We start from the raw sequence: 13901 nt of genomic DNA on the forward strand, positions 1-13901 counted from the left end.
CCCCCAAGGTATCTATCTTGAAATAAAGACACGGGAAATAACGTCCGACCTCAGATCAGCATCCCGCCGTCGCTGTCATCGCCCGCCTCTTCCAGCAGGCGGTTGAAATCCGGCACGGTGACGCGGCGCTTGCCCTCAAGCTCGATCACCCCGTCTTTCTTGAGTGCCGACACCTGACGGCTCACGGTTTCCAAAGTCAGGCCCAGATAATCCGCCATCGCCTCACGCGTCAGCGGCAGATCGAACACCAGCAGGCCGCGTGTCCCGTTCTTGCTGAGCGTGGCATCACGCCGCGCGATGATTGCAATCAGCGAGGCGATTTTCTCGCGTGCCGTCTTGCGGCCCAGAACCAGCATCCATTCACGCGCCGCATCCAGCTCGTCCAGCGTCATTTCCAACAGGCGCTGTGCGATATGGGGCGTGCGCGCCATCATTTCTTCAAACGGCTTCTTGCGAAAGCAGCACATGACGATATCGGTCACGGCCACCACATCATAGGCCGCGCTGGCGCGTCCCGGCCGGCCCACGAAATCGCTCGGCAGTAGCAACCCGACCATCTGCGTGCGCCCGTCCTCCATGGTCTGGGTCAAGGTCGCGATGCCCGAAACGACCGATCCCACAAAATCCATCGTATCGCCCGACCAGATCAGAGTCTGACCAGACTCATAACTGCGGTAATACTTGATCTGATCCAGCTGCTCCAACTCATCCGATTCGCAGCGCGCGCAGACCGCCCGATGGCGGATCGGACAATCTCCGCACTCGTGAGGTATGATCGAGGCTTTCTCTTTCAGCATTGGGCGTTCACTTTTTCGGGAGGCCAAAGGTGCCGGTTGATCTAAATCAAAGCAAGGCAATACGTTTATTTTCATCGTATGCGTATGGACACAAAAACTCAACTGGGCAAACTTGGACTCTTCGACTCCAAAGTGCCGCGCTACACCAGTTACCCGACCGCGCCACACTTCACCCGCGACGTGGGCCAAGATCATTTCACCAGTTGGATCAGGGCGATTCCAGAGGGCGCAGAGGTGTCCCTCTATGTGCATGTGCCGTTCTGTCGGCGGCTCTGCTGGTTTTGTGCGTGCCGCACCCAAGGCACACAGACCGACGCGCCCGTCATTGCCTATCTTCAGACACTCAAGACCGAGATCGCGATGCTAGGCCGCAGCCTGCCGCGTGGCGTGCGCCTGTCGCGCCTGCATTGGGGTGGTGGCACGCCGACCCTGCTCTCTCCTGATCTGATGACCGAATTGGCGGCCGCCATCCGCGACATTGCCCCCTTTACCGACGCGACAGAGTTTTCGGTCGAAATCGACCCGAATGAAATTGACGGCGCGCGTCTTGATGCGCTCGCCCGCGCTGGCATGAACCGCGCTTCGATCGGGGTGCAGGATTTCGACGAACATATCCAAAAGAGCATCGGTCGGATGCAGGGCTATGACATTACCCGCTGGGCGGTGGACGAGATTCGAGCGCGCGGCGTCAAGAGCCTCAATGCCGATATCCTCTACGGGCTGCCGCATCAGAATCGCGCACGCATCACCGAAAGCGTGCAAAAACTCTTGTCCCTCAGCCCGGACCGTGTGGCGCTTTACGGCTATGCGCATGTGCCTTGGATGGCCAAGCGGCAGCAAATGATCCCCTCGGATGCCCTGCCCACACCGCAGGAACGGCTGGACCTGTTTGAAACCGCGCGCCACCTGTTCCTATGGGACAATTACGTCGAAATCGGCATCGACCATTTCGCCACCAAGTCAGACGGGCTGAGCGTGGCGCAAAAATCAGGGCACTTGCGCCGCAATTTCCAAGGCTACACCGATGACACCGCCGAAGTGCTGATCGGCGTTGGGGCTTCCTCGATCTCGCGCTTTCCACAAGGCTACGCCCAGAACGCCCCCGCCACCGGTGCCCATACCGGCGCCATCCGCGAGGGACGGTTTTCCACATCGCGCGGCCATGTCTTTTCCGCCGAGGACAAACTGCGCGCGCGGATGATCGAAATGCTGATGTGCGATTTCCGCATTGATAGCGCCGAGATTTTCCGCGAGTTCGAGATCCCGGCCGCAGAGTTGCAGGTGATGCTGTCCGCCGTGGATCGCCGCTTTGAGGGGCATCTGACCCTCAACGCCACCGGCCTCGCGATCCCGCTCGAAGCACGCCCCCTGACACGGATGATCGCGCGCCACTTCGACACCTATGAGATGGACGAGAAGGGGCACAGTTCGGCAATCTGAGGCGTCAGACTTCGGCGCGCCCTTCAAGGGCTGCCGCCAGCAATTTGCGGGCGTATTCCGTCTGTGGCGTGGTAAAGAGCGCCTCGGCCTCGCCCGCCTCGACCACGTCGCCATCCTTCATCACCAGCACCCGGTGGCTCATGGCACGCACCACATGCAGGTCGTGGCTGATAAACAGATAGGCCAGCCCATATTTCACCTGCAAATCGCGCAAGAGATCGACGATCTGCACCTGCACGGTCATGTCGAGCGCACTCGTCGGCTCGTCCAGCACCACCAGCTTGGGCCGCAGGATCATCGCGCGGGCAATCGCGATACGCTGACGCTGACCGCCAGAGAATTCATGCGGGTAGCGGTCCATCGTGGCGGGGTTCAACCCGACCTCTTCCATCACCTCGGCCACCAAAACGCGCGCCGGTCGCCCCCCCGGATTGCCATGCACGCCCAAACCTTCGGCGATGATCTGCGCGGCAGTCATGCGCGGGCTCAGACTTCCGAACGGGTCCTGAAACACGATCTGCATCTTGGCGCGGTGCTTGCGCAGTTCTCGCGTCGACCAGCCGTTCACATCCTGCCCGACAAAGCGGATCTCACCTTCAGAGGCAATCAACCGCATGATCGCCAGCGCCAGCGTCGTCTTGCCAGAGCCGGACTCGCCGACGATGCCCAAGGTTTCGCCCGCCCGCACGCTGAGCGTGGCGGCATTGACTGCCTTCACATGCCCCACGGTGCGTTTCAAAAACCCCTTCTGGATCGGGAACCAGACCCGCAAATCCTGCGTTTCAGCCACCACCTCCGCCCCCTTGGGCACCGGAGCCGGAAGGCCCACCGCCCGTGCGCTGAGCAGCTTGCGGGTGTACTCATGCTTCGGCGCGGCAAAGACATCTGCCACCGGCCCGCTCTCGACAATCTCGCCATCCTTCATCACACAGACCCGGTCGGCGATGCGCTGCACGATCCCCAGATCATGCGTGATGAACAAAAGACCCATGCCTTCTTCGCGCTTCAACTCCGCCAAAAGCTCCAGAATTTGCGCCTGAATGGTCACATCGAGCGCCGTTGTCGGCTCATCGGCAATCAGGATGTCGGGTTTGTTGGCCAGCGCCATGGCGATCATCACCCGCTGCCGCTGTCCACCGGACAACTGATGCGGATAGGCCCCCAGACGGCTTGCCGCCTCGCGAATCCCCACCCGCTCCAGCAATTCCACGATGCGCGTTTGGGCCGTCACACCGGTCAGCCCCTGGTGCAACTCCAGGCTCTCACGCAACTGCTTTTCCAACGTATGCAACGGGTTAAGCGATGTCATAGGTTCCTGAAAGATAAAGCTGATGTCGTTGCCGCGCACCTTGCGCAACCGCCGATCATCCGCGCCAATCATTTCTTGGCCATCGTAGATCACCGATCCCGTGACCTCTGCCGACGATCCCAACAGCGACACGGTCGAGAGCGCCGTAACCGATTTGCCAGAGCCACTCTCGCCCACAATCGCCACGGTTTCCCCACGATCAAGGCTGAACGACACGCCTTTGACCGCCGGAATCACCAGCCCGTCTTGCCGAAAACTGATCCGCAGGTCCTTGACCTCTAACACACTCATTCAAAGGTCTTTCTGGGATCAAAAGCATCACGCACGCCCTCAAAGATAAAGACGAGGAGCGACAGCATGATGGCAAAGGCAAAGAACGCGGTGAACGCCAGCCATGGCGCTTGCAGGTTCTGCTTGGCCTGAAGCGTCAACTCGCCAAGGCTGGGCGCTGAGGACGGCAAACCAAAGCCAAGAAAATCAAGACCCGCGAGCAGAGAAATCGTGCCCGTAATCACAAACGGCAGCATCGTGAGCGTCGCCACCATCGCATTGGGCAGCATATGGCGGAACATGATGGTGAGGTTCGAGACGCCGAGCGCCTTGGCCGCGCGCACATATTCCAGATTACGTGCCCGCAGGAATTCGGCCCGCACCACACCGACCAGAGCCATCCAGCCAAAGAGGACCGTGATCACCACCAACAGCCAGAAACTTCGTGGCAGGATCGCAAAGAGGATGATGATCACATAGAGCTGCGGTGTGGACGACCAGATCTCGATCACCCGCTGGAAAATCAGATCAGTGCGTCCCCCGAAATAGCCCTGCACCGCCCCCGCTGCGATACCAAGCACCGACGACAGCACGGTCACGATCAGCGTGAACAGCACCGACAACCGGAACCCGTAGATCACCCGCGCCAGCACATCGCGCTTGGTGTCATCAGTGCCCAGCAGGTTTTGCCCATTGGGCGGCAGCGGTGCCGCACCGGGCCGATCCACTGTGGTGTTATAGCTATAGGGAATGGGCGGCCAGATCGCCCAACCCTTGGCAATCTCTTCGCCCTCAACCACGCCATCTTCGGCATCCGCAATGATCGCCTCGGGATCGTCAAAACAGATGTCCAATCCGCCCGACGCAATCAAACACCGCACCTCAGGGTCACGGTAAATCGCCTCGGTCTCGAAATCGCCGCCAAACGCCGTTTCAGGATAGAACCTGAAAATCGGCATGTAATACGCGCCGCGATATTGCAGGAGGATCGGTTTGTCATTGGCCACAAACTCGGCAAAGAGCGTGACGGTAAAGATCACCGAAAAGAGGATGAGCGACCAATACGCCCGGTTATTGCGGCGGAAATTGCGCCAGCGGCGTTGATTGAGCGGCGAGAGGCGGATCACTGTCTCACCCCTCCCGCTTTTCGAAATCAATCCGCGGATCAACCAGCACATACATCAGGTCGGACAGAATACCGACCACAAGTCCGATGAGACCAAACAGAAACAGCGTGCCGAACATCACCGGATAATCGCGCCCCACGGCAGCCTCAAACCCCAGCCGACCCAATCCGTCGAGGCTGAAAATTGTCTCGATCAGAACAGAGCCGCCAAAGAACACCCCGATAAACACCGCCGGAAAGCCTGCAATCACGATCAGCATCGCATTGCGGAACACATGCCCATAGAGAACCTTGCGCTCCGACAACCCCTTGGCGCGCGCGGTCATCACATAGTGTTTCTTGATCTCGTCCAGAAAACTGTTCTTGGTCAGCAGCGTCAGCGTGGCAAAGGCCGAAATCGTCGAGGCAATGACCGGCAAGGCAATATGCCAGAGGTAATCGCCGATCTTGCCCAAGAGGCTCAGTTGCTCGAAATTGTCCGACGTCAGGCCGCGCAGCGGGAATATCTGGAAATAGCTGCCGCCGGCGAACAGGACCAAGAGCATGATCGCAAAGAGAAACGCCGGAATCGCATAGGCCACGATGATGACACCACTGGTCCAGGTGTCGAACTTGGTGCCATCGCGCACCGCCTTGGCCACCCCCAACGGGATCGACACGATATAGGCAATGAGCGTCGACCACAGGCCCAGAGTGATAGAAACGGGCATCTTCTCCAGAACCAGATCCAGCACCTCGATCTTGCGGAAATAACTCTCGCCGAAATCGAACCGCATGTAATTCCACATCATGTTGACGAACCGCTCCAACGGCGGCTTATCAAGCCCGAATTGCTCTTCCAACTCCTTGATCAACTCGGGCGGCAGACCACGTGCGCCAAGGTATTGGTCATTGCCACCGGCAGCCCCCACCATCTCTTGTCCGGTGTCCGACCCAGAGCCGGAAAAGCTCTCGAACACATTGCCCTGACCCTGCATATTGGCAATCATCTGCTCGACCGGACCGCCCGGCACGAATTGCACCAGCGCGAAATTGATGACCATGATGCCAAAGAGCGTGGGCACGATCAGCAACAGCCGTCGCAGGATATAGGCTCCCATCTCAGCAGGTCCTCAGGATCACAGCGCGCCCGCGTCTTTAAGCGCTTGCGCCTTGTCGGCGTCATACCACCAGAAATCCAGCACGCCCGTCGCATAGGGCGGCAGCGGCTCGGGATAGTCATACATATCCCAATAGGCCACCCAACTCTTGTCCAGATACCATGTCGGGATCATAAAGAACTCATAGCGCAACGCCCGGTCCAGCGCAGTCAATGCCACGTCCTGCTCTTCCTTGCTCCCCGACTCGAGAGCCTTGTCGATGATCGTGTCGACCATCGGGCTCGCCAGCCCTGCGGGATTGAACAGGCTGAACGCCGCTTCCTTGCTGCCATAGCGCTGATGCAGGCCCGTGCCCGCCTCCAGAAAGGCGATATAGCTGTCAAAGATCAGGTCATAATCGCGATCCCGCTCGCGCGCCGTGTATTGCGCGGCGTCGATCTTGTCGAACTTGGCGTCAATGCCCATCAATTGCAGATTGCTCACGAAACTCTCGACCACCGCCGACATCGTGGCAGAGCCAGAGGCAGAAATCGGGATCTCGATGGTCAACACCTCGCCCGCCGCATTGCGCCGCTTGCCATCATCGCCCACGGCCCAACCGGCCTCATCCAAGAGCCTCATCGCCGTGCGGAGATTGCGCCGGTCATTCAGACGCTCACCATCCGAGCTATGCGCCATCACCGCAGGTGCGGTCAGCATCTCTTCAGGCACCAGATCACCCAAGGATTTCAATAGCTCTAGCTCCGCCCCTTCCGGCGCGCCCTTGGCCTCCAGCGGCGTATCCTGCACAAAGGAATGCCGCTGTTTGAAGAGATCATATTGCAGCGATGCATTGGTCCATTCAAAATTGAACCCCAGCGCAATCGCCTGTCGCACGCGCTTGTCCTGCAATGTCTCGCGGCCCAGATTGAACACAAAACCGGACGGCGTCGGCGGCAAGCCGTCGGGCAGCTCTGCCTTGACCACATAGCCCGCATTCGCCGCCGGGAAATCGTATCCCGTAGCCCATGTCTTGGAATTCCCCTCCGGACGGAACGTGTAAATTCCCGCCTTGAACGCTTCAAAGGCGGCGTTGTCATCGGCGAAATATTCAATCCGGATACGGTCGAAATTATGCCGCCCCACATTGATCGGCAAATGCCACCCCCAATACTCCGGGTTGCGCTCATAGACGATGTTGCGGTTCACGTCATAGCTCTTGACCTGATAGGGGCCCGATCCCGGCGCCGCCTCCAGCCGTGGCTCATCCAGCCGCGCGCCTGTTTCCTCATACCACTTGCGCGGGAACACCGGCGTGCCGCCCACCTGATCAATCAGCGACCGGCGCGAGATGCCCTCCGCAAAGGTGAACTTGACGCGGGTGTCATCCAGCGCCTCGGCGCTCAGCACCCGGCGCTTGACCGCATCCGCATAGGATTTCAGCCCTTGCTCCAGAAAGAGATTGTGCGAAAACACCACGTCATGCGCCGTGACAGGCGTGCCATCGGAAAACCGCGCCTCAGGCCGCAAGTGGAAAATCACCCAAGTCTTGCCCGCGTCATACTCCAGCCGCTCCGCCAAGAGACCGTAGCCCTCGTTATAGCTATCCCCCGGCAGCGGCTCGCCGCTCGCCTCGGATGCGCCCAACAGGCTCTCATAGACCATCCAGGACAATTGCCCGGCACGTCCCTTGCGCGAATAGGGGTTCATCGAATCAAATGTCCCCGGCGCATAGAGCGAGATTTCACCGCCCTTCGGGGCATCAGGGTTCACATAGTCAAAATGCGGATAATCCGCCGGATACTTCAGATCGCCATAGAACGAATACCCATGCGATGTGATGATCTCATCCTGCGCCCACACCGCCTGCGCCATCAAGGTCGCAATAGACAGCCCCGCAAAGGCCAGCAGCGCGCGCGTCCGCGAAAATCCTGAATATGTCCGGGCCTTGGCCGGGGCTTGCTGTCTGGTCATCACATCATCCTCCTGCCGCACCCATTATCTGGTGCTTGATCCGTCTGTGGCAAGCTAAGGAGGGGGGGCGCGTTGTTCAAGCGCCGATCCTGTCTTGCGCCCACGAAAAAGGCCGCCGCCCATGCAGGGCAGCGGCCTTTTGAAACTGCGGCCCGGCTCAGTTGCCAGAGCTTTGCAGATAGCCAATCAGGTTGGCGCGATCCTGCTCATCCTTGAGACCCGGAAAGCCCATCCGGTTGCCCGGCGCAAACGCGCGCGGGTTTTCGATCCACGCGCTCAGCTGGTCTACTGTCCAAGCTCCATCCAGCCCCTTGAGCGCGTCCGAATAGCTGAACCCGTCAACGTTGGCGATGTCACGGCCCACAATCCCAAAGAGATGCGGACCGGCTCCGTTCTTGCCATCCTCCAGTTTGTGGCAGGCGCCACAGCGGCGGAACAGCTTCTCACCCTCGGCGACATCCGCCGCAGCAACCAGCGCGGCGAAATCCGATGCGCCCGCTTCCGCCGCAGGCTCAGCCGCTGCTTCTTCCGCCGCCGGTTCAGCCGCCGCTTCTTCCGCCGCAGGCTCAGCCGCTGCTTCCTCCGCCGCAGGCTCAGCCGCCGCTTCTTCCGCCGCAGGCTCAGCCGCTGCTTCGTCCGCCGCAGGCTCAGCCGCTGCCTCCTCTGCCGCAGGTTCAGCCGCCGCCTCTTCCGCCGCAGGTTCAGCCGCTGCTTCCTCTGCCGCAGGCTCAGCCGCCGCTTCTTCCGCCGGCATCTCGAATGTCGTGCCATCGGTCTGATCGAGATAGGCGATCAGGTCAGCACGATCCTCGGCCTTGCGCATCCCCGCATAGCCCATCGTGGTGCCGGGCGCGTAGCTTTTGGGGTTCTCAAGAAACGCGTTCAACTCGACCGGCGTCCAGACCTGCGCCACTTCGGTCAAGCTGCCCGAATAGGACCCGTAGCTTGCCACCGATCCAACGTCCCGACCAACTACGCCGTAAAGATGCGGGCCAACCTTGTTCTCGCCATCCGCCACCGCGTGACAGGCGGCACAGTTGCGAAACAGCCCTTCGCCATTCGCCGGATCAGCCGCAGCCATCAACTCGCCGATGCTCGGACCTTCATCCGCAGCCTCTTCGGAGGCCTCGTCTTCACCTGTGTCAATCACATAACCCTGTGCGTGATCTTCGCCATGACCGCCGCCCATCGAATAGATCGACTCTGCCGCCCAATTGCCCAAAAGGAACACCAACAGCGCACCACACAGTGCGCCAGCGGTCTTTGTCATTGTCATTGTGTCGAACATCGGCCCGTTTCCATTTAATCCGTCGTTGGCCGCGTATCTATCCGCTTCCCCTACCGGCGCGCAAGGTGTAGTTTCCGCGACCAAACGCCCGACCGGGCCAAAAACACGGAAAAACGCAGATGACCAACCGCATCGCCTTTCAGGGAGAGCCCGGCGCCTACTCGCATCAGGCCTGTGCCGAGACCTATCCCAACATGGAGGCGCTGCCCTGCCGCACCTTTGAGGACGCAATCGCAGCAGTGCGCGAGGGGCAGGCCGATCTGGCCATGCTGCCGGTCGAGAACTCTACCTTTGGCCGGGTCGCCGACATTCACCACCTCTTGCCCGAATCGGGACTGCATATCGTGGCCGAGGCCTTTGTGCGGGTGCATATCAACCTATTGGCTCTGCCCGGTGTCCGCCTTGATGAAATCGAGAGCGCGATGAGCCACACCATGCTCTTGGGCCAATGCCGCGCTTTTCTGGAACGACACGGCATCCACCGTATCACCGGCGCCGATACCGCAGGCTCCGCTCGCCATGTCGCTGAGGCCGGACAGCCGGAATTGGCGGCGCTGGCCAGCGAACTGGCAGGCGAAATCTACGGTCTCGACGTGATTGCTCAGCACATCGAAGATCAGGGCAACAACACCACCCGCTTTCTTGTGATGGCGCGCGAGCCCGATTTCTCGCGACGCGGTGATGATGGGATGATGACGACCTTCGTCTTTCAGGTGCGCAACATCCCCGCCGCGCTCTACAAGGCGATGGGCGGCTTTGCCACAAACGGCGTCAATATGACCAAACTCGAGAGCTATATGGTCAGCGGGTCGTTCACCGCGACACAATTCTACGCCGACATCGAAGGCCATCCCGATGACCCATCCGTTGCGCGTGCTCTGGATGAGCTGGATTACTTTACATCGGACATCACAATTCTCGGTGTGTACCCCGCAGATCCGCGCAGGCACGACACCGAGTGATCTCCGTCAGGCCGACCGCTTGTAACGCTCTTCGACGTCCATCGCATATTCCGCCAGACGAACCTTGAACCGCTTGGTCAGGTTGCCCCGCGCCAGCCGGAGCGATTGCATCATCAACCGCGCCGCCAGACTGCGCGGCTGCAGAACCAGCGTCACGGTCATCCGCGTGCGGCCGCGCGACAGCGCCACCAGTTCCGCAATCATCTGCCCCTCGATCGACGCCGACATCAACCCAAGAGTGATCCCGTTCGGCGGATCGTAGTCGGCCACGCTCACATCAACCTTGCGCTGCTTGCCGCGCAGCTTGAACGCCGCATGCCAACTCATGCCAACGCCCGGCGCGCGCAATGTGTCCGTCCGCTTGACATCCGCGCCCCGCCGCAGGGCGGACCGCTCGAATGCCTGAAAGTCGGTGATTTCCTCGAACACCCGCTCGATCGGGGCCTCGATATCTTCCTTACCGCTAAACTGCATCCCCAGACTGCCCCTTGACCTTTGTTATCGCTTTGTGCCCGGTGCCATTCTCGCGTCAATCCAGACAGTCGGCAAGCCAGTTCTCGAGCAGGAAATGCGCAATCGCCCCCTTGCGCGCGGGCAACAGGAACGGATGTTCTCCGGCAAAGGCCGCCAGAATATCCTCGCGGCTCATCCAGAGCGCGTCCTCGATCTCTTTGGGATCAATGGTGATCTCGTCGCTCAGGGCCTCACCCCGGCAGCCAAACATCAACGAGGCTGGGAAAGGCCAAGGTTGGCTTGCCAGATAACTGACCCGCCCCACCTCGATCCCGGCCTCTTCCCAGACCTCACGACGCACCGCCGCTTCGATGGTCTCGCCCGGCTCGATGAACCCGGCCAAGAGCGAATACATCCCCTCGGGCCAACCCGGAGACCGACCCATCAGGACCGAATTGCCCCGCGTTATCAACATGATCACCACCGGATCAGTGCGCGGAAAATGCTGCCCGCCACAATGATCGCAAGCGCGCTGCCACCCGGCCCGGATCATCCGGCTTTCCTTGCCGCAGCGCGCGCAGAACCGGTGCGTCAGATGCCAGCCGAACACCGCCTTGGCGGTGGCCGCCAGTTCGGCATCGCGCGGGCTGAGCCGGGTCATCACGCGCCGCAACTCGGCAAAGGCGGTGCCCTCCGGCAGATCGGGATGCACCTGTTCGCTGGCGTCAAGAAACGTATCGAGCTGATCAGGTTCCAGCCCCGGCGGCACCCAGGCGGACATATCATGGGCAAGGATCAGGTCGCCGCTCTCGTCACGCCCCAAGAGGATCGGCGGCACCTTGTAGCGCGCCAGAACCGGGTGATCCGGCGCAAGGTCGATGACCGCATCCAGCGTGTCTGCCCGCAACAGCGGCTTCCCCCGCCAGAGCACGATCGACCGTGCGCGACCCTCGACCAGTGCCACGGCAATCGCCGCCTCGTCTCCGCGCATCTCATCCGCGCGATCAAGCCCCGATCCGCCGAATGTCACGCTCTCCGCGTTCCGCATGCCCATCTCCCCTGTCTGCCGCTTCTACACAATGCCCTCAGTCGCAAAACAAGCCCCAAGCGGCAGAAAACGTGTGTAAATCACATTTTACAACTAATAGTGTATTGATCGCTATGATACGACATGCAACGCTCCCCAAGCCCATGGCATATTATGTAGTTGTAACCAGTGGATAGAGTTCAAAATCAAATAACGCTGGGCGACGAACCCGGCAGCAGAGCGTTCACAATTTGACCGAGTTTACCACTCAAGTTCCCCGCCATCCGTCCCGCGACGCCCCCCTGCGCTTGCGGCTCTTGCAGACAACGGATGTCCACGGCCATCTCCTGCCCTTCGACTACTACACCAACCGATCCGACCGCCCGTGGGGTCTGGCGCGCCTTGCCACGCTGATCCGCCACGCCCGATCCGAACCTGGCGCGGACAACTGTCTGTTGTTCGACAACGGCGACTTCCTCCAGGGCACACCGCTCACGGATCTCACCGCACATCAGAACCACGGCGCGCAGACCCCACACCCGGTGATCGCCGCGATGAACCAGATCGGCTATGACGCGGGCACGCTCGGCAATCACGAATTCAACTTTGGCCTCGATTGGCTCATGGAAACCTTGGCAGAGGCCCGCTTTCCGCTGACCTGCTGCAATGTGCTCACCCGGCGCGGCGACATCCCGACCGAGGACACCACACTTTTGCCGCCCTATCTCCTGCTCTCCCGACAGATGCGCGACGAGACCGGGCAGGTGCACACTCTGCGCGTCGGCATTCTTGGCCTCGTGCCACCACAAATCATGACGTGGGATCACGCCCGCCTGTCGTCCCGGATCGAGGCGCGCGACATGGTCGAGAGCGCCCGCGCCTGGCTGCCTGCGCTGCGGTCCGCCGGGGTCGACATTGTGGTCGTGCTGGCCCATACCGGCATCGACCCAGGCCCTGACCGCCCGATGATGGAAAACGCCGCGCGGGCGCTCGCGCGCCTGCCCGGCATTGACGCCCTGCTTGCAGGCCACAGCCACAAGAGCTTTCCAGGTCCCGAGCATCGCGATATTGACCGGGTGGATACCGTTTGCGGCACCCTGCACGATACACCCTGCCTCATGGCTGGATTTCGCGGCGACCATCTGGGCCAGCTTGATCTGACGCTGACCCGCGACACCGCCGGTTCTTGGCGCGTGACCTCCCATCAAGCGACACTCCTGCCCAGCGCCGCCGCCGCCCCTTGCCCCGCGCTCTGCACGCTGCTTGAAACGGCGCATGCCCAGACCCTGACCCTCACCGGGCGCGATATCGGCCAGACCGACGCGCCGCTCCATAGCTATCTTGCTCTGCTGCGCAACGATCCCTCCTTGCAACTGGTGAATGACGCACAACGCCACACGCTTGCGTCTGCCCTTGCGGGCGGCCCCTATGCCGACCTGCCACTCTTGTCCTCCACGGCACCATTCAAGACCGGTGGCCGGGGTGGCCCCGCACATTTCACCGATATCGCCGCAGGCCCGCTGCGCCTGTGCAACGTCGCCGATCTTTACGGCTTCCCCAATACGCTCTGCGGTCTGCTCGTGACCGGGGCCGACCTGCGCGACTGGCTGGAACGCGCCGCGATCTGCTATCATCAGATCATCCCCGGCCTGTCAAACCAGCCGCTCCTCGACCCTGCGGTTCCGGGGCATGATTTCGACGTGATAGACGGGCTCAGCTATACCATCGACGTCAGCCAACCCGCCCGCTACACCATGAGCGGCGCGCAGAGCCATCCCGACGCCACGCGCATCCAGGATCTGCGCTATGCGGGCCACCCTCTCCGGGACGACGCGTTCTTCATCATCGCCACAAACAGCTACCGCGCCCACGGAGGTGGACCGTTCGCCCCTCTCGCGGCACAGGGATTGATCTACTCGGACAACCGCCCGGTGCGTGATCTCCTGGCCGATCATATCGCGATGCGGCGGCATATCACGCCCGATGCCCGTCCCACATGGCGCTTTGCTCCGCTACCCGGAACCACCGTGACGGTGGAAACCGGCCCCGGTTTGCGCGCCCATCCAGAGGACATCACCGCTATGGGTGCCACAGATCTTGGCCTCACCCACGCGGGATTTCTGCGCCTCAGCCTGCCTCTATCCACAGAGCAGCCAACTCTTGCACATCTCGAACC

General features: G+C 61.0%; 11 protein-coding genes. 3 read left to right on the forward strand and 8 right to left on the reverse strand.

All coding sequences use genetic code 11. The annotated features are described in order from the left end of the window. Positions 1-50: 50 nt before the first annotated feature. On the reverse strand, positions 51-797 hold the full coding sequence (gene fnrL, locus ROS217_RS08325; protein ID WP_009817268.1) for a transcriptional regulator FnrL: 747 nt from the start codon (positions 795-797) through the stop codon (positions 51-53). Between the two features lie 84 nt (positions 798-881). Here fnrL and hemN point away from each other — a divergent pair, with 84 nt between their 5' ends. Beyond that, the gene (hemN, locus tag ROS217_RS08330; RefSeq protein WP_009817269.1) at positions 882-2237 is read left to right on the forward strand and encodes an oxygen-independent coproporphyrinogen III oxidase; all 1356 of its coding nucleotides are present in this window, start codon (positions 882-884) and stop codon (positions 2235-2237) included. 4 nt (positions 2238-2241) lie between these two features. Here hemN and ROS217_RS08335 read toward each other — a convergent pair whose 3' ends face one another. The 5 genes from ROS217_RS08335 to ROS217_RS08355 form a co-directional block, all read right to left on the reverse strand. Beyond that, the gene (locus tag ROS217_RS08335) at positions 2242-3837 is read right to left on the reverse strand and encodes an ABC transporter ATP-binding protein (protein ID WP_009817270.1); all 1596 of its coding nucleotides are present in this window, start codon (positions 3835-3837) and stop codon (positions 2242-2244) included. Then, complete coding sequence (locus ROS217_RS08340; protein WP_040651237.1) at positions 3834-4940, reverse strand: ABC transporter permease; 1107 nt, start codon at positions 4938-4940, stop codon at positions 3834-3836. The genes ROS217_RS08335 and ROS217_RS08340 overlap by 4 nt, the downstream gene beginning before the upstream one ends. Before the next feature lie 7 nt (positions 4941-4947). Further along, positions 4948-6042 (reverse strand): microcin C ABC transporter permease YejB, encoded by a 1095-nt coding sequence (locus ROS217_RS08345; RefSeq protein ID WP_009817273.1) that lies wholly within the window; start codon positions 6040-6042, stop codon positions 4948-4950. An 18-nt stretch (positions 6043-6060) separates the two neighbouring features. Beyond that, a complete protein-coding gene (locus ROS217_RS08350; RefSeq protein WP_254656391.1) occupies positions 6061-7995 on the reverse strand; it encodes an extracellular solute-binding protein in 1935 nt (644 codons plus the stop codon). 157 nt (positions 7996-8152) lie between these two features. After that, the gene (locus ROS217_RS08355; RefSeq protein WP_009817275.1) at positions 8153-9283 is read right to left on the reverse strand and encodes a c-type cytochrome; all 1131 of its coding nucleotides are present in this window, start codon (positions 9281-9283) and stop codon (positions 8153-8155) included. Positions 9284-9402: 119 nt separating this feature from the next. Between ROS217_RS08355 and ROS217_RS08360 the strand changes: the two genes are divergently transcribed. Next, positions 9403-10245, forward strand: a complete 843-nt coding sequence (locus tag ROS217_RS08360) for a prephenate dehydratase (protein WP_009817276.1) — start codon at positions 9403-9405, stop codon at positions 10243-10245. 6 nt (positions 10246-10251) lie between these two features. Here ROS217_RS08360 and ROS217_RS08365 read toward each other — a convergent pair whose 3' ends face one another. Continuing rightward, positions 10252-10719: an SRPBCC family protein gene (locus tag ROS217_RS08365; RefSeq protein ID WP_009817277.1), complete on the reverse strand. Its 468-nt coding sequence runs from the start codon at positions 10717-10719 to the stop codon at positions 10252-10254. Positions 10720-10774: 55 nt separating this feature from the next. Then, positions 10775-11746, reverse strand: coding sequence for an NAD(+) diphosphatase (gene nudC / locus ROS217_RS08370; protein WP_040651238.1), 972 nt, complete (start codon positions 11744-11746; stop codon positions 10775-10777). Between the two features lie 230 nt (positions 11747-11976). Here nudC and ROS217_RS08375 point away from each other — a divergent pair. Then, positions 11977-13901 (forward strand): bifunctional 2',3'-cyclic-nucleotide 2'-phosphodiesterase/3'-nucleotidase (locus ROS217_RS08375; protein ID WP_083781525.1); only part of this gene is annotated, 1925 nt, incomplete at its 3' end.

It is taken from the genome of Roseovarius sp. 217, assembly GCF_000152845.1.
Lineage (GTDB): Bacteria > Pseudomonadota > Alphaproteobacteria > Rhodobacterales > Rhodobacteraceae > Roseovarius.

What these genes read in the sequence shown, in the direction of transcription:
- fnrL (WP_009817268.1), bottom strand. Translation starts at nt 797, where the DNA reads ATGCTGAAAGAGAAAGCCTCGATCATACCTCACGAGTGCGGAGATTGT.
- hemN (WP_009817269.1), top strand. Translation starts at nt 882, where the DNA reads ATGGACACAAAAACTCAACTGGGCAAACTTGGACTCTTCGACTCCAAA.
- ROS217_RS08335 (WP_009817270.1), bottom strand. Translation starts at nt 3,837, where the DNA reads ATGAGTGTGTTAGAGGTCAAGGACCTGCGGATCAGTTTTCGGCAAGAC.
- ROS217_RS08345 (WP_009817273.1), bottom strand. Translation starts at nt 6,042, where the DNA reads ATGGGAGCCTATATCCTGCGACGGCTGTTGCTGATCGTGCCCACGCTC.
- ROS217_RS08350 (WP_254656391.1), bottom strand. Translation starts at nt 7,995, where the DNA reads ATGACCAGACAGCAAGCCCCGGCCAAGGCCCGGACATATTCAGGATTT.
- ROS217_RS08355 (WP_009817275.1), bottom strand. Translation starts at nt 9,283, where the DNA reads ATGTTCGACACAATGACAATGACAAAGACCGCTGGCGCACTGTGTGGT.
- ROS217_RS08360 (WP_009817276.1), top strand. Translation starts at nt 9,403, where the DNA reads ATGACCAACCGCATCGCCTTTCAGGGAGAGCCCGGCGCCTACTCGCAT.
- ROS217_RS08365 (WP_009817277.1), bottom strand. Translation starts at nt 10,719, where the DNA reads ATGCAGTTTAGCGGTAAGGAAGATATCGAGGCCCCGATCGAGCGGGTG.
- nudC (WP_040651238.1), bottom strand. Translation starts at nt 11,746, where the DNA reads ATGCGGAACGCGGAGAGCGTGACATTCGGCGGATCGGGGCTTGATCGC.